This is a genomic window from Microbacterium schleiferi (genome assembly GCF_015565955.1).
Lineage (GTDB): Bacteria > Actinomycetota > Actinomycetes > Actinomycetales > Microbacteriaceae > Microbacterium > Microbacterium schleiferi_A.
Map to the genome: position 1 here is coordinate 3,109,087 of NZ_CP064760.1, position 26,578 is coordinate 3,135,664.

The following is a 26,578-nucleotide window of genomic DNA, read 5'->3' on the forward strand; positions in this document are numbered from 1 at the left end:
CGGGTCAGGTGGCCGCGCGGGCGAGCAGTTCGGCGCGCGGGTTCTCTTTCGGTTCAACCTCGCGGTACTTCTCGAGCGCCTCACGGGCTGCACCATCGACATGGGTGGGGACGGCGATCTGCACTTCGGCGAGGAGATCACCCGTTCCCTTCTGCGTCTGCACACCGCGGCCCTTGACGCGCAGGACCCGTCCCGAGGGGTGCCGGGGGCGACCCGCAGCTTGACCGGGTCGCCCCCGAGGGTGGGAACCTCGATCGTCGCGCCGAACACCGCTTCGGTGTAGGTCACGGGGACGACGACGCGCAGATTCAGGCCGTCGCGCGTGAACACCGGGTGCGGACGCACGGAGACCTGGACGACGATATCGCCGTTCTCACCACCGTCCGGGGAGGGACGGCCGCGACCACGCAGCCGGATCTTCTGGCCGTCGGCGACACCCGCGGGGATCTTCACCTTGAACGGGTGGCCATCCTCGGATTGCAGCGTGATCGTCTCGCCCTTGGTGGCGGTGACGAAATCGATCGTCGTGCGGGCGGTCACGTCGGCCCCACGCGTCGGTCCTCCGTAGCCGCGGAAACCTCCGGAGGGCTGCCCGAACCTGCCCGAGCCGAACGAGGTTCCGCCCCCTTGACCGAACATCGAGAAGATGTCGTCGAAGTCGGCGCTCTCGTAGCTGTATCCGCCCCGGCTCTGTCCGAACCTGCTGAAGACGTCCTCGAACCCGCCCGCGCCCTGGCCGCCCGCTGTGAAGCGGGCGCCGGAACCCATAGCGCGGATCTGGTCGTACTCCTCGCGCTGCTCAGGATCCGAGAGCACCGCATACGCCTCGCTGATCTCCTTGAACCGGGCTTCGGCCGAGGCGTCGCCGGCGTTGGAGTCGGGGTGATACTGGCGGGCGAGTTTGCGGTATGTCTTCTTCAGGTCCGCTGCGGAGACATCCTTCGAGACCCCGAGGACCGTGTAGAAGTCCTTGTCGAACCAGTCTTGACTGGCCATCGATTGTCCTCCGTGCTACTCAGCCGGCACGGCGACGACGACCTTCGCGGGGCGAAGCTCAATCGTCCCGAGACGATAGCCGACCTCCACGACCTCGAGGATCGTGGTTTCGGTAGCCCCGGGGGTGGGCTGCTGGAAGATCGCCTCGTGCTGCTGCGGGTCGAACACCTCGCCGGCTTCGCCGTAGGAGGTGACACCGAGCCGCTCGGCGACGGTACGGATCTTGTCCGCGATCGCCGAGAAGGGCGTGCCCTCCTCGAGATCCCCGTGCTTGTCGGCGCGGTCGAGGTCATCGAGCACAGGGATAAGCCCCTTCGCGACCGCGCCCTGGGCGCGCTCGATCTCGATCTCCCGCTGTTCCTCCGTGCGGCGGCGATAGTTCGCGTACTCGGCCTGCAACCGCTTGAGGTCTGTCAGCAGCGCCGACTCCAGGTCAGCGAGTACGACATCCTCCGCGGCTGCGGCATCCGCCGACTGCGCGGCGCCGAGGATGTCGTCGACCGTGAGGTCGTCCTGCTCAGCGCCGGCGCCGCCGGGACCGGCGGAGGTGTCCTCCGGTCCCGGCGTTGCCGCATCGTCAGCAGCGCCATCAGGTCCGACTCCGGAGTCCTTCTCCGAAGGGGTGGGCTCTTCGTCGTCCTTGCGTGCCATGATTTCTTCGCTTACTTCTTGTCGTCTTCGTCCTCGACGACCTCGGCGTCGATGACATCCTCGTCGGGGTTGGGCACGTCGCCCGAGCCCGGCTCGCTGGCGGCCGGGTCGGGGTTCTCGCCCGCGGCTTGCCCTGCCTGGTAGATGGCTTCACCCAGCTGCGACTGGCTCTGGTTCAGCTTGTCGAACGCGGTCTTCACCGCGTCGTCATCGTCGCCGGCCAGCGCCGTCTTGAGCGCATCGACATCGGCCTGCACCGAGGTCTTGACGTCGTCGGGCAGCTTGTCCTCGTTGTCCTTGATGAGCTTCTCGATCGAGTACGAGAGGGTCTCTGCCTGGTTGCGGGTCTCGGCGGACTCACGACGCTTCTTGTCTTCCGCGGCGTGCTCCTCGGCCTCGCGAACCATGCGCTCGATGTCGTCCTTCGGCAGCGACGAGCCACCGGTGATCGTCATCGACTGCTCCTTGCCCGTGCCCTTGTCCTTGGCGGACACGTGCACGATGCCGTTCGCGTCGATGTCGAAGGTCACCTCGACCTGCGGGATGCCGCGCGGCGCCGGAGCGATACCGGTGAGCTCGAACGTGCCCAGCGGCTTGTTGTCGCGCGTGAACTCGCGCTCGCCCTGGAAGACCTGGATCGCGACCGACGGCTGGTTGTCGTCGGCGGTCGTGAAGGTCTCGCTGCGCTTGGTCGGGATCGCCGTGTTGCGCTCGATGAGCTTGGTCATGATGCCGCCCTTGGTCTCGATACCGAGGCTCAGCGGGGTGACATCGATCAGCAGCACATCCTTGCGCTCGCCCTTGAGGACGCCGGCCTGCAGGGCGGCGCCGACGGCGACGACCTCATCCGGGTTGACGCCCTTGTTGGGCTCCTTGCCGCCGGTCTCCTTCTTGACCAGGTCGCCCACGGCGGGCATACGGGTCGATCCGCCGACGAGCACGACATGGTCGATGTCGTCAACCTTGATGCCGGCTTCGCGGATGACGTCCTCGAACGGCTTCTTGGTGCGGTCGAGCAGGTCCTTGGTGAGGTCCTCGAACTTCGCGCGGGTGATCGTCTCGGACAGCGACACCGGGCCGTTCTCGGTCAGCGACAGGTAGGGCAGGTTCACGCTCGTCGATGCCGAGCTCGACAGCTCCTTCTTGGCCTGTTCCGCAGCCTCCTTGAGACGCTGCAGGGCGATCTTGTCGCCCGAGACATCCACACCTGTCGTGTCCTTGAACTGCTTGATCAGGTAGTCGACGACGCGCTGGTCCCAGTCGTCGCCACCGAGGCGGTTGTCACCGGCGGTCGAGCGCACCTGGATCGTCGAGAAGTCATCGTCCTTGCCCACCTCGAGCAGGGAGACATCGAAGGTTCCACCACCGAGGTCGAAGACGAGGATGAGCTCATCCTCCTTGCCGCGGTCGAGGCCATAGGCCAGCGCGGCAGCGGTCGGCTCATTGATGATGCGCAGGACGTTGAGGCCTGCGATCTCGCCGGCTTCCTTCGTGGCCTGACGCTCGGCGTCGTTGAAGTACGCGGGAACGGTGATGACGGCATCCGTCACCGAGTCGCCGAGGTACTGCTCGGCGTCGTGCTTGAGCTTGGCGAGGATACGGGCCGAGATCTCCTGCGGCGTGTACTTCTTGCCGTCGACATCGAAGGTCCAGTCGGTGCCCATGTGGCGCTTGACCGACGAGACGGTGCGGTCGACGTTGGTGACGGCCTGGCGCTTCGCGGTCTCGCCGACGAGCACCTCGCCATCCTTCGTGAAGGCAACCACCGAGGGGGTGGTACGGAAGCCCTCGGCGTTGGCGATGACCTTGGGCTCGCCGCCCTCGAGGACGCTGACGACGGAGTTGGTGGTTCCGAGGTCGATTCCCACTGCACGTGGCATCTGATTCTCCTTGTTTTGCGTGGAAGCGATGTTCCGGTTGAAAAGTCGACTCGCGGCTTCCCGAGCGGCTACGCACGAGGTTGAGTCGCGATGGCTCAAGCGTAGCGATCCCCTCAACGCCTGTCAACTGAACCTGAGTCGAGTCATATCAAGTTTGCAGGAACGATAATGATCGCGTGAACCTTCCCTGGCGCTTCGCCCCGCTGCTCGGCGAACGCGTGACCCTGGATCTGCTGCGCGCCGATGACCTCGATGCGCTGAGCACCATCCAGGGAGACGCGTCGATCGTGCGCTACATGATGTACGAGGCTCGGTCGCGGGAGCAGGTCGCGGACGCCATCGCTCGCGACGGCGCCCGCGACAGCCTCGAGAAGGCCGGCGATTACGTACAGCCGGCCATCCGCGATGCCGATGGTCGGCTTGTCGGGACGCTCTACTTCCGCCTGGCCAGCACCGACGACCGCACTGCCGAGATCGGGTGGCTGCTGTCGGCATCCGAGCGGGGCAAGGGGTACGCGACCGAAGCCGCTGCGATGTTCCTCCGCCTCGCGTTCGACGACCTCGGCATGCATCGCGTGACCGCGGAGCTCGATCCGCGCAATGACGCCTCTGCGGCCGTGTGCCAGCGGCTCGGCATGCGTCAGGAGGCCCACTTACGCGAGAACCTCTGGCTCAAGGGCGAGTGGGTCGACACCGCCATCTTCGCGATCCTCGAGCAGGACTATCGACGGGCACGCGCGTAAGCTGCGCGCTCCAACTCCTGCAAATTGCAGCGACGCGGGCTACGCGCCGTGACTGCCCTCCCTTTTGCAGGAGTTGGAGCGCGAAGGCAGCTCACACGAGCTTGGCGAGGGTCTGCAGCGCGATCACGAGAAACCCGAGTCCGATCAGGATGCCGAGAGCGACTGCCCGCTCCCACCACCGTGCGTGCGAGCGACGCACGGCGAGCCAGCCGATCAGGCCGAGGGTGGCGATGTAGACGATCGCGGCGGCGCTTATCGCCGTGGACAGGTCGATGATCTCGAGCCAGCCGAGCAGCATCAGACCGCCCGGCACGACAACCGTCGATAGGCCGCCGCCCGCGACACGTATGAGCACGACCCAGTCTGCGCCGTGGGGAAACTCACCTTCCACCGCGAGGTGCGAGACCATGTCTGACACCAGCCCCGCGATCGTGATACCGAGCACGCCGAACAACAGCGCGAGCAGTGCGTGGTCGGCGTCCTCATGATCGGAACCGGCAACCACGAGCACGATCGCCAAGCCCGTGAAGGTGGCGTAGATCCGCTCTCGAAGATAGGCGCCGACCGCACGGTGCCCACCGGTGTTGAAGAGCCGGTCATACCGCCGCTGCATCGACGAACCACCCTCGGGGGCGGCCTCGAGGCCATCGTGCGCGCTCCCCGATCGGCCATCATCGCGGGGCTCGTCGGCTGACGCTGGCGTCATCATGTGCACACCGTACCGTCAGGCCTCGGCCGCCGCCGCTCGCTGCCGCATCCGTCGCGCCTTCTGCCTGCCCTTGGCCCAGCGATCGAAGCGCTCGGTGTCGGGAAGACGAGCCAGGAGCGGACCGATGACGATGGTGATGAGCACGTATGCCGTGGCGAGCGCGGCCAGCGATCGGTCAGCGCCGGCTGACACGGCGAGCCCCGCGATGACGATCGAGAACTCTCCGCGTGGCGTGAGGGCGAATCCAGCGCGCCAGCGACCGGGTTCGGCGATGCCGGCTTTGCGTGCCGCGAGGTACCCGGTGAGCACCTTCGTGGCCATCGTGACGATCGCGAGGATGAGCGCGGGGACGAGAACCGGCGGAAGGTCGGCGGGGTTGGTCGACAGTCCGAAGAACAAGAAGAACACCGCCGCGAACAGGTCACGAAGCGGGGTGAGGACCTGCGTCGCGTGTTCCGCGGCGGGACCCGAGATCGCGATCCCGACCAGGAACGCCCCGACCGCGGCCGACACGTTGGCCTCGGCGGCAAGTCCGGCGACGATCAGCGTGAGCCCCAGCACCGACAGCAGCAGCACATCCGCGCGCTTGGACCAGACGAGCTTGGAGACGAGCGGTCCGTGCCGGAGCGCGACCCAGAGGATGAGCAGCACTGCCGCGAGGGCGATCGTCACGCTGATCGCGCCGGCGGCAAGATCCATGCCGATGAGGACGGCGGTCAGGACGGGCAGGTAGAACGCCATGGCCAGGTCTTCGATCACGAGGATCGAGAGGATCGTCGGCGTCTCCCGGTTGGGGAGGCGCCCGAGGTCTTGCAGGAGCTTCGCGACGACGCCGGATGAGGAGATCCACGTGATCCCGGCCAGCACGAGGGCGCCCACCGGTCCCCACCCGAGGACGAAACCGGCGATGGCGCCGGGAATCGCGTTCAGGGCCATGTCGAATCCGCCGGCCACCCGCGAACGATTGAGGCTGCCCATCAGCTCTTTGGCGTTGTACTCGAGACCGAGCATCACCAGCAGCAGGATGACGCCGATCTCGGCGCCGACCTCGATGAACTCCTCGCCCTGCGAGATCGGCAGAATGCCGCCCTCGCCGAAGGCGAGCCCGCCCAGCAGGATCAGGGGAATCGGTGAGATCCCGATGCGCCCCGCGAGGCGACCCAGCAGCGCAATGCCAAACAGCAGCGCGCCGATCTCAAGAAAGAGCAGCGCGCCATCATGCATCGATCAGGCGCCGTTCAGGATCCGGACCAGGTGCTCAAGGCCCTCACGGGTACCGACGACGACGAGGGTGTCCCCGGCGCGCAACGCGTCGGAGGGCTCGGGCGCCGGGATGACACCCGACTCCCGCACGATAGCCACGATCGAGCAGCGCGTGAGAGTGCGCGCTTTCGTGTCCCCGAGGGGGCGCCCGACGTACGGGGAATCTGCCCGCACGGGAATCTTCTCCATCTGCAGGCCGGCGAACGCCTCCTGCAGTCCCGCCAGTTGCGTCAGGATCACCGACCCACCGAGCACTTCCGACAGGGCCGTGGCCTCGTCATCCGTCAACGCGAGCGTGTCACCGCAACGGTCGGGGTCGTCCTCATCCGAGATCGCGATCTCGCGCCCACCGTCGCGGAAGTTGACCACCGACAGACGCCGACCATCGTCGGTGAGAATGTCGTGACGGATGCCGATACCGGGCAGTTCGGCGCGCTCCACGTGAACGGGCATGCGCCCATCTTCGCACCAAAAGGGCTACCCAACGTTCACTCTGGGGCCCTAGCGTATGGCGAATGAGCGACAGTGAGCCCGAACTCCGCCGTCCCCGGGCCTCGGCATCCGACCCGAGCGCAGTACCGACGCCTCCGCCCACCACCGACACCGATGCTCTCGAGAGCGTTGCGGTGCTGTTCCAGGACTCGACAGAGGAACGCGAAATACCCCGCAAGCAGGTCATTTCGTGGGCGTTCTGGGACTGGGCCACCCAGCCGTTCAACTCCGTCATCCTGACGTTCGTCTTCGCCGCCCTCTACCTCGTCTCCGACAGCTTCCTGCCCCCGACATCGCGGCGCTGCCCGACACGTCCGCGGTCAAAGAGGGGGCGCTCGCCGATCTCACCAGCGGGTACGGCTTGGTCACCACTATCGCGGGGCTGCTGATCCTGTTTCTCGCGCCCGTCCTCGGCCAGCAAGCTGACCGCCGCGGAAGCAAGAAGCGGTGGCTGTTCGTGTTCACGATGCTGCTCGCGCTGGTGCAGTTCGCGCTCTTCTTCGTCTACGCCCAGCCGGTCTTCTTCTGGTACGGCGCCGCGGTTCTGGCGATCGGTGCGGTGATCTCGGAGATCGCGGGGGTCAACTACAACGCCCTGCTCGTGCAGGTCTCGACCCCGAAGACCGTCGGCAAGGTCAGCGGCCTCGGCTGGGGCATGGGGTACATCGGCGGAATCGTCGCGCTCGTGATCGTGGTCGCGCTCACCTTCGCCGACTGGTTCGGGATGGACACCTCCGACGGGCTCGCGTACCGCCTCATCGCCGTCGGATGCGGGGTGTGGACGATCCTGTTCTCGATCCCGCTCTTCCGGAATGTGCCCGAGCCCGCGCCCACTGCTCCGGGTCAGAGCGTGGGGTTTTTCCGCAGCTACGTTGTGCTCGTCAAGGACATCGCTCGCCTGTTCCGGGAGCACCGACCCACGTTCTGGTTCCTCGCCGCGAGCGCCGTCTACCGCGACGGCCTCGCCGGTGTCTTCGCGTTCGGCGGTGTGCTCGCGGCCGTCGCCTTCGGGTTCGGGCCGACCGACGTCATCCTGTTCGCGATTGCCGCCAATGTCGTGGCGGGTCTGTCAACGATCATCGCGGGGCGTTTCGACGACAGGTTCGGCGCGAAGGCCGTCATCGTCGTCGCGCTCACGACGCTCGTGCTCATGGCGTTCGTGGTGTTCGCGTTCCACGATCTGGGTGCCGTCATCTTCTGGATCGGAGGCCTCATCCTCTCCGCCATGGTCGGCCCGGCGCAGGCCGCGAGCCGCTCCCTGCTCGCCCGCGTTACGCCGACCGGGATGCAGGGCGAGATCTTCGGCCTGTACGCCACCACCGGGCGCGTTGCGAGCTTCCTGTCCCCGCTGATGTGGACAGTATTCATCGCGGCCTTCGGCTCGACGATCTTCGGGGTTCTCGGCATCGGACTGGTGCTGCTGCTCGGCCTCATCCTGCTGCTGTTCGTGCGGCTGCCCAAGCGCTCGACCATCTGAGCCCCGCGCCCGGGTCGCCGAGGTAGGCGAATTCCGCGAGGTAGGACGATGCAGACGGCATCCGTCCTACCTCGGCGACTCGTCCTACCCCGGTGCGGTCAGCGCGGAGGCGGTCTGAGCGCGGCGCCTGAGTAGCCGAGGACATCAGAGGGTCGCGCCCGGCGTCGCGGATGTAGGCCCCATCCGCGAGGTAGGACGATGTGCGCAGCATCCGTCCTACGCCGGTGATTGGTCCTACCCCGGTGAGGTCAGCGCGAAGGTGGCCTGCGGGCGGCGCCAGCGTCGCGGATGTAGGAGAAATCCGGCAGGCAGGACGATGCGGGCAGCATCCGTCCTACGCCGGTGATTCGTCCTACCTCGGTGAGGTCAGCCCGGCGCGGGCAGCGGCGTTGCAGCAGCTTGAGTCAGGTCGGCCAGGCGTCGGCCAGCTTGGTCAGCAGGTGGGCAAGGTCGGCGCGTTCGGCATCCGAGAAGGATGCCAGAGCCGTCGTGATCGCGTCGCGGCGCTGATCACGAAAGCCGCGGACGAAGGTCTCACCCTTCTCGGTGAGGACGATCCGCGTGCGTCGGGCGTCGTCGGGATCGGCCTCTCGACGCACGAGTCCGAACTCGACGCCCTGCTGCACCAGGCGTGACGCACGGGGCTGATCGACGCCGATCGCCTCGCCGAGCTCGCTCACAGTGAGCGGATGATCGCTGGATGCCAGCACCTCGAGCACGCGCATCCGTGCCGGTCCCGAGATGCGGGCGGCGCCGCGCTGTGCCATCGGCCCCATCGGTCCCGCCCACGGCCCCCAGCCTCCTGGCGGACCGAAGCCAGGACCGCCGCGGTGGTGCCGCCGACCGCCGTGACCCCCCTCGTCCTGGGAGGAGTGATCGTGCGAGCCGTGCGGCCCCGGGGGCATCCATCCGCGCGGCCCACCCCGCCCGCGCAGGCGAACCAGCGCCGCCGCGATCTGATCGATGGGGTCGGAGGGCGAGTTCGGCATCCTTCCAATTTACATGCGAGTTGACATGGATACCGAATACATGTCACCATACAACTACATGCTACAGAGCATGCACTTCCGACCGCGACGCCGATCGAGCGTCCCGGAACCCCGCGGGCCCCGCCCGCCAGAGAGGATTCACCATGAACGCGCAACAACCACCCAACGACAACACCTCCCCCGCCGACGACCGCCCGCTCGGCTCGTGGCTGCGCCTGGTCGACGCCCTGATCACCCGCGAGTTCGACGACCGCCTCGCCGAGTCCGGCGCTGATCGGCGTGACTGGATGCTGCTGAACGTCGTCGACGGGACGCACGCCTGGGCACGCGTACCCCGCGGCAAGCGGATGCGCCGGCTCGAGGAGCGCGGATGGATCGAACAGACCGGATCGGGCGAGTGGACACTCACCGACGCCGGCCGCGAAATGAAGGAACGTCTCGCCGAGATCGTGTCCGGAATTCGCGAGCGCGTCTCCGGCGCCGTCTCGCCCGAGGACTACGCGACCACTGTCGCGTCGCTGCAGGCGATCGCTCGGGAACTCGGCGGGGACGAGGTCGACGACCTCAACTCACCCACCGGGTTTGGTCGGTTCGGGCGCTCGCGCCGCGGTGGTCCGTTCGGGCCTGGCTTCGGTCCAGGCTTCCGCCCAGGTTTCGGACCCGGCTTCCGCCCGGGCTTCGGGCGGGGGTTCGAGGCTGACGTCGACGATGCGCGTCCGTGCCACGACGGCCAAGGTTTCGGACGTGGCCACGGCCACGGGCGCGGTCACGGCCACGGCGGTCACGGGCACGGCAGTCCCGGCGGCCACGGGCGCCGCGAGCGTGCCTACGAGCGAGGTTTCGACGCCGGCTACGCGCGCGGTCGCGATTCCGCGGCGAGCTGACGCGAATCGATCTCACTCAGCTGCTTCGGTCACGGGCGTGGCCGAAGCAGTCAGCCCGAGAACGGATGACTAGGCGCCGGGTGATCCTGCGGATCGCGTTCCGACATCCGTGCGGTGAAAGTTCTGGTGCGAGCGCGACGCTGTCGGACCCCGCTGACCCTGATAGCGGTTGCCGTACGGGCCAGAGCCGTAGGGGTTTTCAGCGGGCGAGGAGAGCCGGAAGAAGCACAGCTGACCGATCTTCATCCCCGGCCACAGCGTGATCGGCAGCGTTGCGACGTTCGACAGCTCCAGCGTGACGTGGCCCGAGAAACCGGGATCGATGAATCCGGCTGTCGAGTGCGTGAGGAGGCCGAGTCGCCCGAGGGATGACTTTCCCTCCAGCCGAGCGGCGATGTCGTCGGGAAGAGTCACCTGTTCGAACGTCGCGCCCAGAGCGAACTCTCCGGGATGCAGGATGAACGGCTCGTCGGGCGCTACCTCGATGAGCCGGGTGAGGTCGGGCTGGTCGACGGCCGGATCGATGAACGGGTACTTGTGGTTATCGAACAGCCGGAAGTACCGATCGAGGCGAACGTCGACGCTCGAGGGCTGCACCATCTCGGCATCCCACGGGTCGAGCGCGACCCGCCCAGTGGAAACTTCGTGGCGGATGTCGCGGTCCGAGAGCAGCACGAGCCCAGCCTACGACCCCTCGCGCGCCCCTTGCTATGCTGGCGGGGCGCCTCGGCGCACGGGGCTGTAGTTCAATGGCAGAACTTCTGCTTCCCAAGCAGACAGCGCGGGTTCGATTCCCGTCAGCCCCTCCACAGGATTATCCCCAGGTCAGACCGGCAATCCATCGGCCGTGAGTTCGAGCCGGATGACCGCCTCCAGGCCCGTTCGTGCCATCCCCGTGCCAGTAACGCTCGAAGGACGGGCCTCCAGAGCCGCCCCAGCGAGGGTGTCGAGGGTCGCCGCGATGGCGACGTTCCTCTCCTCCGCGGCGTGCTGGTAGATGAGCGCCGCCCGCGCCGTGGAGTGCCCGGCGCGGGCCATGAGTTCGCGCGTCGTAGCGCCACCCTGCGCCGCCATCGTCAGCCCCGCGTGCCTCACGTCGTGCACGTGGAACTGCCCCAGGCCGATGCTCCGCGCCGCCTTGCGCCACGCCTGCCCGAGCGCGTTCCCCGTGATCGCCTCCCCATCGGCGCGAGGGAACAGCGGCGACTTGCCAAACCCGGAGGTCGCCGCAAGGTGCGCCTCTACCTCGGCGGCGATGCGGGGAGGAAGCGCCACCGAGCGCGCGTTGCCCGTCTTGGTGGCCGTCGTGATGAACTCACCCCGCACCCTGATCGTCTGCCGCTCCACCCTGAGCACCCCATCGGCGTAGTCGCCGCGCTGGAGCGCCACGAGTTCACCGACGCGCAGGTGAGCGCCGAACATCACGCGGACGGGGAGCGTCCACTGCTCCGGCATGGCGTTGACGATGGCGGCGAGCGCCTCGGGCGTCATCAGCGGGCGCTCCGGGTGAGCCACGGACCCGGCACCGACGATCTGGCAGGGGTTCGACCCGATCAGCCCGTCACGCACGGCGGTCTGGAGGATGGAGCGCAGGAGGGTATACGCCTGCCGGAGCCGCGATTCACCCGTGGGGATGGGCGGGGCCTCCGGGGGCTCCACGCCGCGCCGCTTCGCCGCCTCCACCACCTTGCGCCGCGCCTCCTCCGCGCGCCGCTTCAGCGTGGCCGCGAGGTCCTTGCGCGCCCGGCTGTACCAGGAGCGCACGACGGCGGGCGTGATGGACGAGAGCGCGTGATCGTGGAGCGGCGAGAGGAGCCCGGCGAGGAGGTCCTCGTTGTTCGCGCGCGTCTTCGGCGCGAGTCTGCCCCGTGAACCGCCGTTCGCGACCCACTCCATCGCGTAGGGCCCGAACGGCGCGTCTCCGGCGCGGTGGTCACGGTAGGTGCCTCGCATCCGGTCGGCGCGGATTCCGGCGAGGTAGTCGAGGGCGTCGCGCTTCGTCTCGAAGGTGCTGGGCGCGGTCATGGATCGGCCCGCAGGGTCGGGGTATCGGGCCTGGAAACGCCCGGACGGCAACTTTCTGACATTGCCGAACGATGCCCGGTTCGCTTTCTGTTTTGCGCCGCTCATCTCGTGTTCCTCGCTCCTGGCCGGGGTGACAAAATGTCACCTGATCTGCGGTTTCTATCCATTCTAGCGCGGGACAGCGCGTGCCAGCGGGTATAGGATTGAGGCAATGGTCAGCACGACAGACCAGGAGGGCCGGAGCCAGACACGCTCGACGCCAACCCACCGGGAAGGACCCGGGGACGCACCTATCTACGCGACCCCGAGGAGGTCCACCCGATGCCCGCACGAATCGACAAGACCGAGGAGCGCGCCGCTCTCACAGCGCGCCTGCTCGCTCACCCGGTCCCCACCATCACGGTCGAGGAGTACGCCCTCCTGGCGGACCGGAGCCGACCGAAGGCCTACGAGGACGTGCGCGAGGGTCGCGTCGATGCTGACGTGCGCGGGCGATCCATCCGAGTGCTGACGATCCCGCTCCTGCGCTCACTCGGGTACGACGTGCCGCTCGCGCCCGTCGCGCTCACTCACTGAGCCGTCCGGAGGGTGACCCTGATGGACACGACACAGCAGACCTCGGAGCCGTTCGTCTCGATGCTCGCCGCGCTCGACCGCTTCGACGCGCACCTGGCCGCGTTCGCGCTCGCCGCAGTTGCTGAGGGTGAGCGATGACCGAGACGAGAGACGGCTTCGCGCGCATCCCGGACTGGCTCACCCGCCACGCCGTGCCCGCACTCGGACTGACCGCCGCCGAGGGCTTCGTCTACGTCGCTGTGCGGTCGCGTGCGGATGCAGATGGACTTGCCTGGCCGTCCTACCCGACCATCGCGCATGAGACGGGCACGAGCGAGAGCACGGCGGCGCGTGCGGTGAAGCGTCTCGTGCAGGTGGGCCTCCTCGAAGTTGCTGAGCCGGGTCGCCAGCACCAGGCGACGGTCTATCGCGTGGTCGAACGCCCGAGCCTCCCTCCGAAGCCCGACCGCCCACTGTCGAAGTCCGAACGCCGACGCGCTCAGGCTCCTCACCGTGGGGAGCCTGAGGCCGGATCGCCCGAGGGCCAGGCTCCTCATGGTGACGCCCAGGCTCCTCATGGTGGGGTGCTCAGGCTCCTCACTGTGGGTAGCGAAGTAGACACAGTGAAGAACACACAGGAAGTAGACACATCTACCCCCACCGCGCTTCGCGCGGCACCCCCCAGAGGGGGATGGAGCGGATGACGTGAATGCGGATGGTCAGGCTCGCCTCTCGGCTCTCCTCCCAGCGTTCAGCGTGCCGGATGAGCAACGACGCCAGCCGCCTCCGACCTCACGTGCTCGCGCATCAGCGCATCGGCACGTCTTCGACCCCGTATCCGGCTACTGCGGGTGCGGCCTCCGTAACGACAGAGAGGAGGGTGCGAGATGAGCACCCCACAGCACGACCCGGCCACCGCCGACCTCGCCGCGGAATACCTCCTCGGGGACCGGCCCGCACCGAAGGGCGTTCCCGCCCGCGTCGCCCGTGCGACCCGCAAGGCGAAGGCGCTCCAGATGCGCCGTGCGGGCATCTCCGTCGAGGTCATCGCCGCGCACCTGAAGGTGCACCCCCGCACCGTTTACACGTGGCTGAGCCACGCCCTCGCGGCGATCCCGCGTGAGGAGGCGAACGAACTGCGTCTGCTCGAACTCGACCGGCTCGATGCGATCTTCCGCGGGCTGTTCCCCGCCGCAGTTGCGGGCGATGTGCGGGCCGCGGAGGGGTGCCTGAAGGTGATGGAGCGCCGCGCGCGGCTCCTCAACCTCGATGCGGCGCACACGGCGGGCCTGGAGCAGGTGGGGAGCCTCCTCGACCGGCTCGTGAACGGGGAGGGCTGACCCGTGGTGCACAGCGCCCCCCGACCGAGCGACGTAGACCTCGCCCGCGCTCGCGCCAAGGCCGCGTTCCTGCCGTACCGGAGCGCGCTCACCGCCCTGCCCGAGCCGGTGCGCTCGACCATCACGGCCTACACGGGTGCGCTCAGCGCGGAGGCCGCGGCCCAGCGTCACCGCGCACAGCGAGCAGAGGCCCGTCTGGAGGCCCTCCGCGCCGAGAGGGGGCCGCGATGAGCGCACCATCGTATGACCAGGTGCACTACGCGCTGAAGCGAGAGCGTGGCTCCGCCGTTGGCCTCCCCTGCTCTCACCCCGACTGCGACCGGCCATCGTCGGGCTGGGCGCTCCTCGATCACCCGACGCACATCGTCATCAACTCGCACGGCAAGCCGGTGCGGATCAGCACGGACCTCGACGCCTACGGTCCCGCGTGCACCCGGCACAACGCCCAGCGGGACCACGGCGGCAACTGGACGCTCTGCCCGCACGGGCATGTCCGATTCCTCTGGGGCACCGACTCCAAGGGCACATGCCGGGGATGCATCCGCCTCGGCCGCATGACCTCCCACCTGCAGGTGGGTCGAATCGCTCACGTGGTGAGCACCAACACCGATGAAAGGGGGCGCTCGTGAACACCGCGACGCTCATTCAGTCCACCGTCCAGGCTCGTGCCGACCTCCTCGCCACGGCACTCTCCCTCGACCCGCACCTGACGCCGGAGGGGCTCCGCGCCCGCCAGCGCCGGGAGGTCGATGCGATCCGTGGACGCATCACCGCCGCCATGCCGGTCGCACCGACCGCGCCCGACCGCCAGCCCATCCTCGACGCGCTCGCGCCGAAGGGTGCCGACGACATCGCGCTCCAGGCTCACCAGTGGTCGAAGGTGCGCGCGCTCCTCGACGCCGGGCGTGACCTCCCGAGCATCATCCGGGACGCCGACCGTGTGCGCCTCGCCGCAATCCTCGACGCGCTGGAGACGATGCCCGAGGTCCTGGAGGACTCCCAGCCCGAGACGGTCGTGGAGTTCATCCAGGGCGCGGTGTGGGATCGGCTCGTGCAGGTGGACCCCGCCGCCGAGCGCATCGCCGCCATCGAGCGCACGAACGCCCCCGCCGTCGCGTGGCGCACCATCCTGGAGGGCCTCGCGGCGACGGGTGAGATTCCGTTCGACGGGCTCGTGCTCCTCCGTGAGGCGGACGCGGAAGCGTTCGACCTCCTGATGGACGGTGACGCTCTTGCCGCACCGGCCCCTGAGTCGGGTTCGATCCCGCGGCTCGTGGAGTCGCTCGCGGCGACCCCGGTGGACGCCTGACCACCGATCACCGCCGAGGGGCGGGCTGGCCTACCCGGCTGGTCCGCCCCTCGCGCCGTGTGCGCCCGTCTGAGCGACTTTCACACCGTCCAGGCCCTCTCCCCCCACCCTGTGCCCGTTCGTCGCTCTGTGCGGCTCTCACGGCTCCTGGTGGTGCTCCAGCCTCGAATCTCTATCCACAGCCCAGAGGGGCCCGAAGATGCAACAGCCTGGCATCGCCAATGCCTCGCATGAGGGGCTCAGGCCGTGCCAGATTCGTGCCACTAGGGGCTATCACGTGCCATAACTCGCTATCACGGGGTGGCATGGAGGAGGGCCCGCCTCCGCAGTATCACGCGGTAATCCGGGCCCTCACTCATGGCCTGCTCCCTGCTTCCCAAGCAGACAGCGCGGGTTCGATTCCCGTCAGCCCCTCCAATTGCCCGATGTGCCGCCGCAGGCGGTGCAGCGGGCCATACTTGTGAGTGCCGTAGGAACCGACCTGCCTGCGGGTGGGCCCACGCCGCTGGAGGCTCCGCGCGGCACGCAGTGCCGTGTGGAGTGGCGGTGGGGACGATTTCCCGTCAGCCCCTCCAATAGCCCCACGTGCGGCGCCAGACTCTGGAGCGTTACGCTCGGGGCATGCGCCCGCTCGCAGGTCTCGCAATTGCCGCCGCTGCGCTCCTGCTCAGCGCCTGCCAGTCAGGCAGCCCCGCCTCCGCCCCAAATGAAACACCGATCTCGCCCGAGTCAACATCCGAACCCGTTCGATCTCCGGACCAGCCCGACTCAATTGTGTTCACGCTCGACGGACTTGAATACACGATCGATGGCGACGAGGGAACGGTTGCGTTTGAGGCGGAGCCGATGACTTCCTTCCTCACTCAGCTCACCGGCGCGGATCCCCAGATTGAGGATGTTGAAGATTGGTGGGGTGGGGCACTGTCGTCGCCCACCGCTACAGCTGGGACGGTGCGTCGTTCATCGTCTTTGACGACTCGACCTGGGCGCCAACGGCGATCACGTCTCCCTCCCTCGGGGGCATCCCAGTATCCACACACGACGGCATAGCCGTCGGGGTAAGCAGGGAGCGCGTCGACGCTCTTGATCCACGTGAGGTGTGGGATGAGGACGGTGACGGGTCGTTCGACCAACTCGGCCTGGAGGCGCGCACTGTTCCCGACACTGACTCGCTTAGCCTCGATCCACCGATGAGCCGTGGGTGTGCCGGGGCGGCATGATCGGGGCGCGGTGACGCGTCGAGGGCAGGGTTGAGTTCCGGGCGTCGCATCCCGGTCGTCCACTTGGTCCTCGGTCGTGCCGCGTTGCGGCGATGGTCAGGTGGTCACCGTTGGCGGTGGCGCGTGCGTGGCTGTGAAGAGCCGGTCGAACGCGGTCTGCCATGGCCAGGCCTCGGGCAGGTGCAGCGTGATTCGGCGCGCGGAGCGCGCCAGCCGTGCGGGGACGTGGATCAGGGTGCGGCGGATCGTCGCGGTCGTTGCTCTCGCGAGCCGTCCCGCTCGGTCGGCGACGAGACCGGCAGCGCGGGTGAGGTTGAATGCGATCACGGCGATGACGAGCCAGGCGCTGTTCGCGGTGAACACCCCGGAGGGCAGGTGCGCGAGCGGCCCCGCTTTGAGGTCGGCGTGGACCTGCTCGATGATCGCGTGACCGCGGTGGGTCTTGTCCGCGGCCACCGTGTCCATCACCTCCTTCGCTGTGGTGGTGAAGAACGCGTGATGCCGGTAGACGTCGAACAGGGTCGGCTGCTCCACCTGTCTCGGGTTCAGATCGGGGATGCGCCGCACCACCAACCGTCCGGCGACCTGTTCCGCCTTCTTCCTCGAGCGGAACGCGGTGAACGGGACCTCGGCGACCTCGGCTTTGGAGATCAGCTGCCCGGTGGTCTCGTCACGGATCGCGTCGGTGTACTCGATCATCTCCCACGCATCATCCGGGATGGTCGCGATCGCGGCCTTCACCGCCGGGTCCATCCTCACGGTCACCGACACGTCGGCGCCCGCCTTGATCGCGGTGCCGACGGTCGCGTGTCCGTAGAACGCGGAGTCCGCCCGCAGCAACGGCCTGGCCCCGGTCGCGGCGCGGGTGCGGCGCAGGGTGGCGAGAGCATCGCCGACGATCCGCGCGGCCCCCTTCGGGGACCCGGTCTTCCCCTGCCGCAACCGCTGGGCCAGGATCACCGGCGCCGACGAGGTGGTCGATGCCGTGGCGAGGAGGGCGTTCAGCCCCCGGACGCCGGAGTACCCGAAACCGGCGCCCTGCTTCTGGTATCCGTGGACCTCGATGATGGTGTCGTCCAGATCCACCATCACCCGCTCGCCATCGCCTGCTCGGAGCAGCGGCGCGTCGACAGCGAGATTCGCGAACACCCGGGAGGCGACGGCGTCGAGCTGGCGGACGTGTCCGAACCGGAACTCCCGCAGGAACGACCCGAGCGTCGACGGCGCATACGTCCGGTCGAACAACCGGCCCATTCCGCCATGGCGGAGCAGGTTCATGTCGTCGATCGAGTCCGCCCCGGCGAGCATGCCCGCGACCAGTGCCATCACCTTCGCACCCGCGTTGGCGCCCTTATCCGTCGGGACGCTCAACCGCTCACGCGCGAGCTCGTCCAACCCCGCGGAACGCGCCAGGCGGAGCATCGGCACCAGCCCCGCGGCCGACACGAGATTCGGATCATCGAACACCGCAGACACTGCGGCGGGGGCGTGCTTGAATTGCATCTACGAGATGCCTCTCCGACCAGACGAACAGAACCCTAAGCAAGCTCTATTCTTCCTGATCAGAGGGGCATTTCTACGTCACGACGCTCGCTCAACGCCCCGTCCATCGGTGGATCGAGGCTTAGCCGGCCAGGTGAGCGCGGTGAGGAGTTCATACTCGTGGTGATTTCAGATGGCACGGTCTCACGTCTTCAACTCGGCAACGACTTCAGCGATCTCTAGACTCGCGCATCGGAGTGGGCGGCTTCTGTCGGACGTCGTCGCCGCGGGCATCCGACAGCAGCCGTACCGTCCGACAGACGCGACCTCCCTCTGAAAGCATCGAAGGCCCACGCAGTACTCTGCGCGGGCCTTCGGGTTCAGGGGACGTCAGTCGCGGGCTGCTTCCTTGACGTCGTTGCGTGCCTTGATGGCGTCGCGTTCGGCTTCTGCCTTCTTGACGTCGGCGTCCGCCGACATCTCCTCAGCCTTGTCCTTGGTGCGCTCGACGCCCTCTTGAACCGCTTCGGCAGTGTTCTCCGCAGCCTCAGCGACGTTCTTTTTCGCATCGTCCATGAATCCCATGGGGTCTCCTTCCGTCTGCAGAGCGCGACATCGTGTCGCGACCGTTCCGAGGGTAGGCGAGCTTGAGCATCCACTCGAGGGGCTTGCACGATCGGCTCCGACCAGTCATAGTTCGCACCGCATCCGTCAGCGCACCGCACGGACGCGCGGTCCGGCGAACACCCTTGACGAGGCATTAAACAGCTGTTTAGTCTGCTGTCATGCGCGCAGCACCGGACCCCTCCACCCGTGAGCGGATCCGCGATGCCGCCATCGCGAGCTTCGCCGAGCGCGGGTTCGACGGGGTGGGTCTGCGCGACATCGCGCAGCGCGCGGGAGTGAGTGCGGCACTGATCGTCCACCACTTCGGATCCAAAGAGGGACTCCGCGAAGCCTGCGATGCCCACGTCGTGGAGTCACTCGTGACCGACAAGAGTCGCCTCGCGGGTGGCGGCGCTTCCGCGATGATGCGCGAGGCCATGACCGACCGCGAGCGCTATCTGCCGCTGCTGGACTACATGGCACGGATGCTGACCTCAGACACGTCGGCGGCCGACGAGCTCTTCGACGCGCTGGCGGGTGCCACGCGCGACCTGCTCGAACAGCAGGCGGAAGCCGGGATGCTGCGTCCACAGTCCGACATGGACGTAACGGTCACCGCCGTGACCATCTACGGGCTGGCTACCGTGCTGCTGCGTCGCCAGCTCGCGCGGAGCCTCGGCGAGGACGGACTGACCGAGACGCTGCTTCGTCGTCTCACGGTGCCGCTCCTCGAGTTCTACACGCACGGCCTCTACACCGATGACCGGCTTCTCACCGCCGCGCAGGACGCGCTGTCGCGGCCGATCGGCCCGCCCTCGGGCAAGGGTGAGAACGATCCGCACCAGGATCCCGACCCGCCGCGCGCGGTCTGATCCTCGGCATCCAGACTCAGACTTCCCCGACGAAAGGAGCAGGGGATGACCCCTGCCATCGAACTGAACGACCTGCGCAAGCAGTACGGGCGGCAAACCGCCCTCCACGGCCTCACCCTCTCGGTAGCACCGGGCACGGTGTTCGGCCTCATCGGCCCCAACGGGGCCGGAAAGACCACGACGCTCCGGATGCTGGTCGACATCATCCGCCCGACCAGCGGCACCGCCCGCGTGTTGGGAACCGACCCGCGAACCGGCGGCGCAGCCCTCCGCCGCCGCATCGGCTACGTTCCCGGCGAGTTGCGGATGGAGGGGCGGACAACCGGGCGACGGCTCCTCGACTTCTACGCGAGCGTGTCGGGGCCCGTGCGGCCCAGTCAGGTCAACGAGTTGGCCGAGCGCCTCTCGTGCGACCTCACCCGCCCCGTCCGCACCCTCTCGAAAGGCAACAAGCAGAAGCTCGGACTTATCCAGGCGTTCATGCACGAGCCGCCGCTGCTGATCCTCGATGAGCCGACGAGCGGGCTCGATCCGCTCGTGCAGCGCGAGTTCCTGAACCTCGTGCATGAGGCGCGCCAGAACGGACAGACCGTGCTGCTGAGCTCGCATGTGCTCAGCGAGATCCAACAGGCTGCCGATGAGGTCGCGGTGCTCAGCGAGGGTCGGGTGGTTGCCGCGGGCGCTGTCGACGAGCTCCGGCTGGGTGCCGTGCGGCGCGTGCGTGCTGTCATGACGGATGCCGACCCGGACGCGGTCCGCAGCGCACTCGCGCCGCTGTCACCGACCGCAGCCCCCGAGATCCGCGCGCAGGATGATCGGGTGATCGTGCACTCCACGATCGAGGGAGACGTCGATCCGCTCGTGAAGGCTCTGGCGCGCTTCCATGTGGCCGAGCTGCTGATCGAGGAGCCGGACCTGGAGGAATCGGTGCTGCGCCTGTACGGCCCGTCCCGACCTGCCGCCTCCCCGACAGGAGGCGAATGATGAGCCGCCTCCTTCCCGTCGCGGTGCGAAGCCTCCGGGATTCGTGGCGCGGGCTCCTGGCGTGGGCGCTCGGCCTCACGGCAGCCCTCGCGTTGTACCTTCCCCTGTTTCCGTCGTTCGGGAGCAACGGCTCGCTCGAAGAGATCATCGCAACGCTGCCCCCGGAACTCGTGGACGCACTCGGCTACAACCAGATCGGCACCGGTTCGGGCTACGCGCAAGCGACGTTCTTCGGCCTCATCGGCTTCGCCCTGATCGTCATCGCGACGACAGCGTGGGGCGCGAGTGCGAGCGGAGGAGCCGAAGAGAACGGTCGCCTCGAGCTTGACCTGGCACACGGCATCGGCCGCGTCGCATACGTCCTCGAAAGCGCACTCGCGATCCTCGTGAAGCTCGTCGCGCTCGGCATTGTCATCGGCGTGGTGGTCGGCATCCTCAACGGCCCCTCGGAGCTGGGGCTGGAGGCCTCCGGGATCATCGCTGCGACGGTCGCGCTCACGGGGCTCGGGGCGCTGTCCGCGGCCGCCGCGCTGGTGGCCGGCGCCGTCACCGGGCGCCGGGTCGCCGGGGTGGCGGCAGGAGCCGGACTCGCCGTCTACGGATACGCGCTGCAGGCGGTCGCGAACCAATCCGAGGACCTCGCGTGGGTTGAGCGGCTTTCGCCCTACGCGTGGGCCTACAGCCAGACGCCGCTCGAGTCGGGCTTCAGCTGGGGCATCGCGGCGGTGTGGGGAACCGCAATCGTCTTCGCCGGCGCCGCAGCTTTCGCGCTGCGCGCCCGCGACATCACTGGCTGATCGTCAGCGGTAGTCGCCGAGCGGACACAGGGGCGGCTGAGCGCCGGCGTGGGTGACTGCGTCGGCGCCCACCGCGCACGCGGCAGCCAGCGCGACCTCATCGGGCCACCCGGCGTGCACGGCCAGCGTGATCGCCGCGCTGAACGCGTCGCCGGCACCGACGGCGCTCACGGCCTCGACACCTGGCGACGGCGCGGTGAGAACACGCTGGCCGTCTCGCCACAGCGACGCCCCGCGCGCCCCGTGGGTGACCACGACCAGGCGCGCCGCCCCCACCGCCGGCAGCGCCGCGAATTCGGCGTCGTTGACGATCACCAGATCCGCACGCCGCAGCACGGATGCCGGAACCTCGCGAGCGGGAGCCGCGTTGAGCGCGAAGAACCCCGGGACGGATGCCGCGAGGGCCTCGACCGCGTCAGAGGGAATCTCCAGTTGCGCGAGCACCGCCTCGTCCGGTGCGAACGGCCCGACGCCCTCGACGGCGTCGTTGGCGCCGGCACAGACGACGATCGTGTTCTCACCCGTGGCATCCACCGTGATCAGCGCCGTTCCCGTCGGCTCCGCGACCACGCGGATCCCCGACGTGTCCACCCCCGCGCGTCGAAGGTTCTCGACCATGACCCGGCCGTCCGCGTCGTCTCCGACGGCGCCGAGCATCCGAACCGCCGCACCCAACCGCGCGGCTGCGGCGGCCTGATTCGCCCCCTTGCCGCCGGCGTCGCGGACGGGACCCGCGCCCCGCACGGTCTCGCCCGGAATCGGGAGCTCCCCCACCGCGACCGAGACGTCGACGTTGATGCTTCCGACCACGCAGAGCGGGCCCAGACCTCGGGATGTCATGCCGATATTCCATCACGCACCGTCACCGCGGCTACGACCGAGAGCGCCGCGCGCGATATAACCGAAGGGGTGCGCGACGCGCCCCGGACACCGCCGTCCGCTCACCTCACCCCCGGGAGCGACATGACTGCGCCTCTTCCGCTTTACCTCGACTGCGACACCGGCATCGACGACACCGTCGCCCTCGCGTACCTGCTGCGCTCGCCCGCCGCAGAGCTCGTCGGCATCGGCACGGTCAGCGGCAACACGGATGCCGCACAGGCGGCTCGCAACACCCTCGACCTGCTGGCGCTGGCAGGCTCCCCCCACATCCCCGTCGCGGTGGGCGCCCACGACCACCTCACCCACCCGTACGGCGGCGGAGCACCTCACGTGCACGGCGACAACGGCATCGGCGGAGTCATCCTGCCGGGTTCGAGCGCCTCACCGGACACGCGGGACGCGGCAGACCTTCTCCTCGATCTCTCCCACACCCACGCGGGCTCGCTGCACATCCTCACCATCGGCCCCGTGACCAACATCGCGATCGCCCTTCAGCGTGACCCGACGCTGCCCTCGAGGATCTCGGGTGTCACGGCGATGGGTGGCGCGGCCCTTGTTCCCGGGAACAGCACTCCCGCGGCGGAGGCGAACATCTTCAATGACCCGGCGGCGGCTGATGCCCTCGCGCGCGCCGACTGGGACGTCACCTTCGTGCCGCTGGATGTGACGATGAACCACATCCTCACCGACGACGACCGGGAGCTTCTGCTGTCTTCCGCCGATCCGTTCGCCCGCGCGGTCGGCGAGATCCTCGACCACTACCTGGACTTCTATGTTCCGCAGTTCGGCGAGCGGCTGAGCCCTCTGCATGACCCGCTGGCGGCGATGGCCGCGCTCGGGGCGCCGGGCATCGGTCGAAGCCTCCGGGTACCGGTTGTCATCGACACGACCGACGGGCCTTCTCGCGGATCAACGGTCGTCGACATGCGCGGGCAGCGCCTCGGACCCCGCGATCACGAGGGCGTGCGAACCCGCGTGCTCTTCGAGGGAGCCGACACGCTCACCGAGCACCTCGTGTCCACGATTCTGGGCGCATCGACCACGCCGTAGTCCACGGCGCGGGGCGCCGGCTCACGGCAGAGGCTCAGCGGGCTCCGGACCGGTGCTGACGGCGCCTGTCGCCGGGCGGGCGGATGCGGTGCGCACCGCACCCATGCTCGCCGCGATGACCAGCGCGATGCCGGCGACCTCGAGCCAGGTCATGGCCTGTCCGAGCAGCAACCAGCCGGCAAGCGTCGCGGTCGCGGGAGCGAGACTCATCAAAATCGCGAACGCGGATGCCGCCAGTCGCCGCAGCGCGAGCAGCTCCAGCGCGTACGGAATCGTCGATGAGAGCACGGCGACGGCGGCGCCGAGAGCAAGCAGGTCGATGCGCACGAGGGCTCCGCCCGCAGCGACCAGACCCGCTGGCAAGGCAGCGAGCGCTCCCACCACCATCGCAAGCGCCAACCCGTCCAGGCGTGGAAACTCCCGGCCCACGCGCGCGGAGGCCAGGATGTACAGCGCCCAGCTGGATGCCGCGCCCAGGGCGAACAGCACCCCGATCGGATCCAACCGATCCCATCCGCCGCCGGCCAGCGCAACGACCCCGACAAGCGCGAGGCCGGCCCACAGCCACGCGCTGGCACGACGAGCGGCGATCACCGAGAGCACGAGTGGCCCGAGCACTTCGATCGTCACGGTGACGCCGAGCGGAAGCCGTTCGAGCGCGAGGTAGAACAGACCGTTCATGAGGGCAAGAACGAGCCCGAACCCGATGACCGATCGCCAGGCCGTCGGGGTGTGACTGCGCACGCGGGGCCGCGCGATGACCATGAGGATGACAGCCGAGAACCCCAGGCGCAGGAACACGATGCCGAGGGGCCCGAGGGCGGGGAAGAGCAGAACGGCGAGGGATGCGCCCAGCTCTTGGCACACCAGCCCCGTCACGACCATCCCCACCGCGATGGGCGGCGACGACACGAGGGCGGCGCGCGGCGCGCTCACCCCGCGCCCGAGATCACGGCTCGGGCAGCGGGCAGACCGCCGCGCCGCGAATGGTCTCGCCCTGCTGCTCAGCCGTCCAGGGCAGGCCTGCCGCCGGCGCCGTCTCACCGGCCGCCGCCGGGGCCTTCGAGGCGATCGCCGCAAGCTCCCAGGCGAGGTTCGCCGCAAGCCCGGCGGGAGCCGCGGAGTTGTTGAGGACGACGGCGACAGTGAGTCCCGTGTCGGGGTCGGCGTACGCTGCCGTGATGTATCCGGGCATCGCGCCGTGCTGGCCGATCAGTCCCCCGGCGGTGAATGCCCCGCCGTCGTAGGTGTACCAGGTCGGCGCGCCCGCGTAGGCCGCCCGAGGACTGTCGAAGCGGGTCTGGTCCTCTCCCAAGAGGGCACCGGTGGCAAGCGCCTGCGCATACCGCCCGAGATCGGTGATCGTCGACACCGCGCCCGAGTCGGCAAAGCCGATGCTCGCCGACAGCTCGGTGATCTCGACGGGGTCTGCACACAGCAGCTGCCCGTCTTCGCCCGGCAGGGAGTTGTTGCCCTGCAGCGAGGGGGTCCCCGTGTCACCCGAGGGCGTCGCGGGCGCAGAGCCGGGTAGCCACGTGGATTCGAGGCCGAGGGGCTCGGTGACGTACTGCTCGATCAGGTCGGGCAGTGACGTCGCAGTCGCCGATTCGAGCGCGACGCCGAGCAGGAAATACCCGGCATCCGAGTCGACAAAAGCGTCACCGGGTTCCGTGGTTCGCTCCCGACCCATGCCGTACGCTGCCAGCTCGAGCGGGGGCCATTCGCGGTTCGGAGTCTTGACCCATTCGTTCCAGAGCGACGGCGCCGATGCGCCGATGCCCGACGAACTGTCACACAACTCGCCGAGTGTCACGTCTTCCAGCCCCGAGGCGCCGCCGACGTAGTCCGAGACGAGGTCATCGAGGGCGACGACCTCTCGCTCGACGAGCTCGTAGAGCACGTCGCACGTCATCGCCCGCGTCACACGCGCCGCACGAAACTCCATGTCGGCGGTGACCGACTGGGAGCTTTTCGGAGACTGCGTTCCGACACCCTCGACCCACGAGCCGCTCCACGGCGCCCACACGCCGACGATGGCGCCCGAGGAACCGGTCGCCGCCATCGCTTCATTGAGGGCGGCATCCAGCTGCGCCTGCGTCTCGGTGGGGAAATCTCCCTCGACCTGTGCCGGCACATCGATCTCGACAGACTCCGTGGGAGCGCACCCAACGAGCATCGCCGCGAGGGCAACCGTCACGATTCCGACCGTGCTCCAGCGCCGCCTGAGGATTGTCGCACCCATACCCAACCCCCGTTGTCCGTGCATCCAGCATTCAAACACATCAACATCACACCAAGATCACGGCCCCTACGCTGTGAGCATGACGTATCGCTTCGACGACAGCATCCGCGCCGGTGTGCTTGCCCACATGAACGGCGATCACGGCGGCGACAATCTCCTCATCGTCCGAGCCTTCGGGCAGGCGGATGCCGTGAGCGCGACCATGTCGGATCTTGACGGCGACGGCGGAGTGTGGAATGCCGAGCTCGCCGACGGCTCGACGGTCGCCGTGGCGGTGGCCTGGCCCGGGGGTGGCATCACCGAGCGGCCGCAGATCCGGGCCGAGATCGTGAAGCTCTATGACGCGGCCTGCGAACGTCTCGGAGTGGCCAAGCGCCCTCACGATTGAGCCGCGACGGGGTAGCGAACTCCCGGGACTTTGGTCTTGTCAGGTTCTGCTTACCTGAAGGTACACTGGTGCCATGACACCCGTGACTCCGTTCTCCACGGCACTGCGCGAGCGCTCCAGCGGCGCCCACTCGGGTAGCGAGCACGCCGGCTTCATGAACGATCTCGTGAAGGGTGAGGGCACGCGCGAGGACTACATCGCCCTGGTCGCTCAGCACTGGTTCATGTACGACGCGATCGAGCGAGCCGCTGACGTCATGCGCCACGACCCCGTCGCCGCCCCGTTCATCAGCGACAAGCTCACCCGCATCCCGGCGCTGGAAGCGGACCTCGCATTTCTGATCGGCCCCGAGTGGCGCGACAGGATCGTCCCGCTGCCGAGCACGCAGCGCTACATCGACCGGATCAACGAGATCGGCTCGACCTGGGCCGGCGGGTTCGTCGCCCACCACTACACGCGCTACCTCGGCGACCTCTCAGGTGGCCAGTTCATCGGCAAACTCATGGCCCGACAGTTCGGCTTCGAGACCAACGGCATCGGGTTCTACATCTTCGACGACATCGCCGACCCGCGCGCCTTCAAGGATGTCTACCGCGCGCAGCTGGATGCCGCGCCCTGGGATGCCGACGAGCAGGAGCGGGTCATCGACGAGGTGCTGCGGGCCTACCAGTTCAATACCGACGTCTTCATCGACCTTGCCGAAGCCAAGTCGACCGGACGTATCGCCGAGATCGCCTGAGCC

General features: G+C 68.3%; 30 protein-coding genes, 1 tRNA gene and 1 pseudogene. 18 read left to right on the forward strand and 14 right to left on the reverse strand.

Features of this window, described 5'->3' with window-relative positions:
- Nucleotides 1-4 precede the first annotated feature (4 nt).
- The 3 genes and pseudogenes from IT882_RS15080 to dnaK form a co-directional block, all read right to left on the reverse strand.
- Nucleotides 5-996 (reverse strand): annotated as a pseudogene (locus tag IT882_RS15080) (DnaJ C-terminal domain-containing protein).
- A 15-nt stretch (nt 997-1,011) separates the two neighbouring features.
- Nucleotides 1,012-1,647, reverse strand: a complete 636-nt coding sequence (locus tag IT882_RS15085) for a nucleotide exchange factor GrpE (protein WP_195692519.1) — start codon at nt 1,645-1,647, stop codon at nt 1,012-1,014.
- Nucleotides 1,648-1,658: 11 nt separating this feature from the next.
- Nucleotides 1,659-3,527, reverse strand: a complete 1,869-nt coding sequence (gene dnaK, locus IT882_RS15090; protein WP_195692520.1) for a molecular chaperone DnaK — start codon at nt 3,525-3,527, stop codon at nt 1,659-1,661.
- A gap of 176 nt (nt 3,528-3,703) precedes the next feature.
- Here dnaK and IT882_RS15095 point away from each other — a divergent pair, with 176 nt between their 5' ends.
- A complete protein-coding gene (locus IT882_RS15095; protein ID WP_195692521.1) occupies nt 3,704-4,270 on the forward strand; it encodes a GNAT family N-acetyltransferase in 567 nt (188 codons plus the stop codon).
- A 91-nt stretch (nt 4,271-4,361) separates the two neighbouring features.
- Here the strand turns inward: IT882_RS15095 and IT882_RS15100 are convergent, their stop codons facing one another.
- The 3 genes from IT882_RS15100 to IT882_RS15110 are packed head-to-tail and all read right to left on the reverse strand — an operon-like array spanning nt 4,362 to nt 6,695.
- Nucleotides 4,362-4,979, reverse strand: a complete 618-nt coding sequence (locus tag IT882_RS15100; RefSeq protein WP_195692522.1) for a hypothetical protein — start codon at nt 4,977-4,979, stop codon at nt 4,362-4,364.
- Nucleotides 4,980-4,994: 15 nt separating this feature from the next.
- Entirely contained in the window at nt 4,995-6,203 is a 1,209-nt protein-coding gene (locus IT882_RS15105) for a cation:proton antiporter (protein WP_195692523.1), read from the reverse strand.
- A gap of 3 nt (nt 6,204-6,206) precedes the next feature.
- Nucleotides 6,207-6,695, reverse strand: coding sequence for a cation:proton antiporter regulatory subunit (locus tag IT882_RS15110; protein WP_195692524.1), 489 nt, complete (start codon nt 6,693-6,695; stop codon nt 6,207-6,209).
- Nucleotides 6,696-6,757: 62 nt separating this feature from the next.
- Between IT882_RS15110 and IT882_RS16770 the strand changes: the two genes are divergently transcribed.
- Nucleotides 6,758-7,123, forward strand: a complete 366-nt coding sequence (locus tag IT882_RS16770) for a hypothetical protein (protein WP_229382178.1) — start codon at nt 6,758-6,760, stop codon at nt 7,121-7,123.
- Entirely contained in the window at nt 7,096-8,211 is a 1,116-nt protein-coding gene (locus IT882_RS15115; protein WP_229382179.1) for an MFS transporter, read from the forward strand. Before IT882_RS16770 ends, IT882_RS15115 begins: the two co-directional genes overlap by 28 nt.
- Nucleotides 8,212-8,615: 404 nt before the next feature.
- Here IT882_RS15115 and IT882_RS15120 read toward each other — a convergent pair whose 3' ends face one another.
- Entirely contained in the window at nt 8,616-8,978 is a 363-nt protein-coding gene (locus IT882_RS15120) for a MarR family winged helix-turn-helix transcriptional regulator (protein WP_229382180.1), read from the reverse strand.
- 365 nt (nt 8,979-9,343) lie between these two features.
- On the opposite strand from IT882_RS15120, the gene IT882_RS15125 reads away from it, so the two are divergent.
- Nucleotides 9,344-10,084: a hypothetical protein gene (locus IT882_RS15125; RefSeq protein WP_195692525.1), complete on the forward strand. Its 741-nt coding sequence runs from the start codon at nt 9,344-9,346 to the stop codon at nt 10,082-10,084.
- A 69-nt stretch (nt 10,085-10,153) separates the two neighbouring features.
- Here IT882_RS15125 and dcd read toward each other — a convergent pair whose 3' ends face one another.
- Nucleotides 10,154-10,759 carry a dCTP deaminase gene (gene dcd / locus IT882_RS15130; RefSeq protein ID WP_195692526.1) on the reverse strand — a complete coding sequence of 202 codons (606 nt, stop codon included), beginning with the start codon at nt 10,757-10,759 and terminating at the stop codon, nt 10,154-10,156.
- Between the two features lie 60 nt (nt 10,760-10,819).
- Here dcd and IT882_RS15135 point away from each other — a divergent pair.
- Nucleotides 10,820-10,893, forward strand: a tRNA-Gly gene (locus IT882_RS15135).
- 16 nt (nt 10,894-10,909) lie between these two features.
- Here IT882_RS15135 and IT882_RS15140 read toward each other — a convergent pair.
- Entirely contained in the window at nt 10,910-12,109 is a 1,200-nt protein-coding gene (locus IT882_RS15140) for a tyrosine-type recombinase/integrase (RefSeq protein ID WP_195692527.1), read from the reverse strand.
- A gap of 321 nt (nt 12,110-12,430) precedes the next feature.
- Between IT882_RS15140 and IT882_RS15145 the strand changes: the two genes are divergently transcribed.
- From IT882_RS15145 to IT882_RS15175, 7 genes are all read left to right on the forward strand, one after another.
- Nucleotides 12,431-12,685, forward strand: a complete 255-nt coding sequence (locus tag IT882_RS15145) for a hypothetical protein (RefSeq protein WP_195692528.1) — start codon at nt 12,431-12,433, stop codon at nt 12,683-12,685.
- 134 nt (nt 12,686-12,819) lie between these two features.
- Nucleotides 12,820-13,368 (forward strand): helix-turn-helix domain-containing protein, encoded by a 549-nt coding sequence (locus IT882_RS17415; protein ID WP_195692529.1) that lies wholly within the window; start codon nt 12,820-12,822, stop codon nt 13,366-13,368.
- 183 nt (nt 13,369-13,551) lie between these two features.
- Nucleotides 13,552-14,004 (forward strand): helix-turn-helix domain-containing protein, encoded by a 453-nt coding sequence (locus IT882_RS15155; RefSeq protein WP_195692530.1) that lies wholly within the window; start codon nt 13,552-13,554, stop codon nt 14,002-14,004.
- Between the two features lie 3 nt (nt 14,005-14,007).
- Nucleotides 14,008-14,235: a hypothetical protein gene (locus IT882_RS15160; protein ID WP_195692531.1), complete on the forward strand. Its 228-nt coding sequence runs from the start codon at nt 14,008-14,010 to the stop codon at nt 14,233-14,235.
- Nucleotides 14,232-14,633: a hypothetical protein gene (locus IT882_RS15165; RefSeq protein WP_195692532.1), complete on the forward strand. Its 402-nt coding sequence runs from the start codon at nt 14,232-14,234 to the stop codon at nt 14,631-14,633. The genes IT882_RS15160 and IT882_RS15165 overlap by 4 nt, the downstream gene beginning before the upstream one ends.
- Nucleotides 14,630-15,313, forward strand: coding sequence for a hypothetical protein (locus IT882_RS15170; RefSeq protein ID WP_195692533.1), 684 nt, complete (start codon nt 14,630-14,632; stop codon nt 15,311-15,313). Before IT882_RS15165 ends, IT882_RS15170 begins: the two co-directional genes overlap by 4 nt.
- A gap of 908 nt (nt 15,314-16,221) precedes the next feature.
- A complete protein-coding gene (locus IT882_RS15175) occupies nt 16,222-16,533 on the forward strand; it encodes a hypothetical protein (protein WP_195692534.1) in 312 nt (103 codons plus the stop codon).
- A gap of 96 nt (nt 16,534-16,629) precedes the next feature.
- Here the strand turns inward: IT882_RS15175 and IT882_RS15180 are convergent, their stop codons facing one another.
- Entirely contained in the window at nt 16,630-18,036 is a 1,407-nt protein-coding gene (locus tag IT882_RS15180; RefSeq protein WP_135950160.1) for an IS1380 family transposase, read from the reverse strand.
- A 369-nt stretch (nt 18,037-18,405) separates the two neighbouring features.
- Nucleotides 18,406-18,600 (reverse strand): hypothetical protein, encoded by a 195-nt coding sequence (locus tag IT882_RS15185; RefSeq protein WP_195692535.1) that lies wholly within the window; start codon nt 18,598-18,600, stop codon nt 18,406-18,408.
- 200 nt (nt 18,601-18,800) lie between these two features.
- Here IT882_RS15185 and IT882_RS15190 point away from each other — a divergent pair, with 200 nt between their 5' ends.
- The 3 genes from IT882_RS15190 to IT882_RS15200 are packed head-to-tail and all read left to right on the forward strand — an operon-like array spanning nt 18,801 to nt 21,274.
- The gene (locus IT882_RS15190; RefSeq protein ID WP_195692536.1) at nt 18,801-19,493 is read left to right on the forward strand and encodes a TetR/AcrR family transcriptional regulator; all 693 of its coding nucleotides are present in this window, start codon (nt 18,801-18,803) and stop codon (nt 19,491-19,493) included.
- Nucleotides 19,494-19,538: 45 nt separating this feature from the next.
- Nucleotides 19,539-20,477: an ABC transporter ATP-binding protein gene (locus IT882_RS15195; RefSeq protein ID WP_195692537.1), complete on the forward strand. Its 939-nt coding sequence runs from the start codon at nt 19,539-19,541 to the stop codon at nt 20,475-20,477.
- Nucleotides 20,477-21,274 (forward strand): ABC transporter permease subunit, encoded by a 798-nt coding sequence (locus IT882_RS15200; protein ID WP_195692538.1) that lies wholly within the window; start codon nt 20,477-20,479, stop codon nt 21,272-21,274. The genes IT882_RS15195 and IT882_RS15200 overlap by 1 nt, the downstream gene beginning before the upstream one ends.
- Before the next feature lie 3 nt (nt 21,275-21,277).
- Here IT882_RS15200 and IT882_RS15205 read toward each other — a convergent pair whose 3' ends face one another.
- Nucleotides 21,278-22,114 (reverse strand): PfkB family carbohydrate kinase, encoded by an 837-nt coding sequence (locus IT882_RS15205; protein ID WP_195692539.1) that lies wholly within the window; start codon nt 22,112-22,114, stop codon nt 21,278-21,280.
- Between the two features lie 123 nt (nt 22,115-22,237).
- On the opposite strand from IT882_RS15205, the gene IT882_RS15210 reads away from it, so the two are divergent.
- Nucleotides 22,238-23,206, forward strand: a complete 969-nt coding sequence (locus IT882_RS15210; protein ID WP_195692540.1) for a nucleoside hydrolase — start codon at nt 22,238-22,240, stop codon at nt 23,204-23,206.
- Between the two features lie 21 nt (nt 23,207-23,227).
- On the opposite strand, the gene IT882_RS15215 is transcribed toward IT882_RS15210, so the two are convergent.
- Together IT882_RS15215 and IT882_RS15220 are read right to left on the reverse strand one after the other, a co-directional pair.
- Entirely contained in the window at nt 23,228-24,091 is an 864-nt protein-coding gene (locus IT882_RS15215) for an EamA family transporter (RefSeq protein ID WP_195694457.1), read from the reverse strand.
- Nucleotides 24,092-24,155: 64 nt separating this feature from the next.
- Complete coding sequence (locus tag IT882_RS15220) at nt 24,156-25,403, reverse strand: serine hydrolase domain-containing protein (protein ID WP_229382181.1); 1,248 nt, start codon at nt 25,401-25,403, stop codon at nt 24,156-24,158.
- Between the two features lie 124 nt (nt 25,404-25,527).
- Here IT882_RS15220 and IT882_RS15225 point away from each other — a divergent pair, with 124 nt between their 5' ends.
- Nucleotides 25,528-25,836, forward strand: a complete 309-nt coding sequence (locus IT882_RS15225; protein ID WP_195692542.1) for a DUF2470 domain-containing protein — start codon at nt 25,528-25,530, stop codon at nt 25,834-25,836.
- Nucleotides 25,837-25,909: 73 nt separating this feature from the next.
- Nucleotides 25,910-26,575: a heme oxygenase (biliverdin-producing) gene (locus IT882_RS15230; protein WP_195692543.1), complete on the forward strand. Its 666-nt coding sequence runs from the start codon at nt 25,910-25,912 to the stop codon at nt 26,573-26,575.
- Nucleotides 26,576-26,578 lie beyond the last annotated feature (3 nt).

Excerpts from the sequence above, each read along its gene's own strand:
- IT882_RS15210 (WP_195692540.1), top strand. The coding sequence starts at position 22,238 with ATGACTGCGCCTCTTCCGCTTTACCTCGACTGCGACACCGGCATCGAC.
- IT882_RS16770 (WP_229382178.1), top strand. The coding sequence starts at position 6,758 with ATGAGCGACAGTGAGCCCGAACTCCGCCGTCCCCGGGCCTCGGCATCC.
- IT882_RS15215 (WP_195694457.1), bottom strand. The coding sequence starts at position 24,091 with ATGGTCGTGACGGGGCTGGTGTGCCAAGAGCTGGGCGCATCCCTCGCC.
- IT882_RS15195 (WP_195692537.1), top strand. The coding sequence starts at position 19,539 with ATGACCCCTGCCATCGAACTGAACGACCTGCGCAAGCAGTACGGGCGG.
- IT882_RS15085 (WP_195692519.1), bottom strand. The coding sequence starts at position 1,647 with ATGGCACGCAAGGACGACGAAGAGCCCACCCCTTCGGAGAAGGACTCC.
- IT882_RS15110 (WP_195692524.1), bottom strand. The coding sequence starts at position 6,695 with ATGCCCGTTCACGTGGAGCGCGCCGAACTGCCCGGTATCGGCATCCGT.
- IT882_RS15155 (WP_195692530.1), top strand. The coding sequence starts at position 13,552 with ATGAGCACCCCACAGCACGACCCGGCCACCGCCGACCTCGCCGCGGAA.
- IT882_RS15100 (WP_195692522.1), bottom strand. The coding sequence starts at position 4,979 with ATGATGACGCCAGCGTCAGCCGACGAGCCCCGCGATGATGGCCGATCG.
- IT882_RS15125 (WP_195692525.1), top strand. The coding sequence starts at position 9,344 with ATGAACGCGCAACAACCACCCAACGACAACACCTCCCCCGCCGACGAC.
- IT882_RS15140 (WP_195692527.1), bottom strand. The coding sequence starts at position 12,109 with ATGACCGCGCCCAGCACCTTCGAGACGAAGCGCGACGCCCTCGACTAC.
- IT882_RS15230 (WP_195692543.1), top strand. The coding sequence starts at position 25,910 with ATGACACCCGTGACTCCGTTCTCCACGGCACTGCGCGAGCGCTCCAGC.
- IT882_RS15105 (WP_195692523.1), bottom strand. The coding sequence starts at position 6,203 with ATGCATGATGGCGCGCTGCTCTTTCTTGAGATCGGCGCGCTGCTGTTT.
- IT882_RS15225 (WP_195692542.1), top strand. The coding sequence starts at position 25,528 with ATGACGTATCGCTTCGACGACAGCATCCGCGCCGGTGTGCTTGCCCAC.
- IT882_RS15200 (WP_195692538.1), top strand. The coding sequence starts at position 20,477 with ATGAGCCGCCTCCTTCCCGTCGCGGTGCGAAGCCTCCGGGATTCGTGG.
- IT882_RS15120 (WP_229382180.1), bottom strand. The coding sequence starts at position 8,978 with ATGGCACAGCGCGGCGCCGCCCGCATCTCGGGACCGGCACGGATGCGC.
- IT882_RS15205 (WP_195692539.1), bottom strand. The coding sequence starts at position 22,114 with ATGACATCCCGAGGTCTGGGCCCGCTCTGCGTGGTCGGAAGCATCAAC.
- IT882_RS17415 (WP_195692529.1), top strand. The coding sequence starts at position 12,820 with ATGACCGAGACGAGAGACGGCTTCGCGCGCATCCCGGACTGGCTCACC.
- IT882_RS15145 (WP_195692528.1), top strand. The coding sequence starts at position 12,431 with ATGCCCGCACGAATCGACAAGACCGAGGAGCGCGCCGCTCTCACAGCG.
- IT882_RS15185 (WP_195692535.1), bottom strand. The coding sequence starts at position 18,600 with ATGGGATTCATGGACGATGCGAAAAAGAACGTCGCTGAGGCTGCGGAG.
- IT882_RS15190 (WP_195692536.1), top strand. The coding sequence starts at position 18,801 with ATGCGCGCAGCACCGGACCCCTCCACCCGTGAGCGGATCCGCGATGCC.
- IT882_RS15180 (WP_135950160.1), bottom strand. The coding sequence starts at position 18,036 with ATGCAATTCAAGCACGCCCCCGCCGCAGTGTCTGCGGTGTTCGATGAT.
- IT882_RS15165 (WP_195692532.1), top strand. The coding sequence starts at position 14,232 with ATGAGCGCACCATCGTATGACCAGGTGCACTACGCGCTGAAGCGAGAG.
- dnaK (WP_195692520.1), bottom strand. The coding sequence starts at position 3,527 with ATGCCACGTGCAGTGGGAATCGACCTCGGAACCACCAACTCCGTCGTC.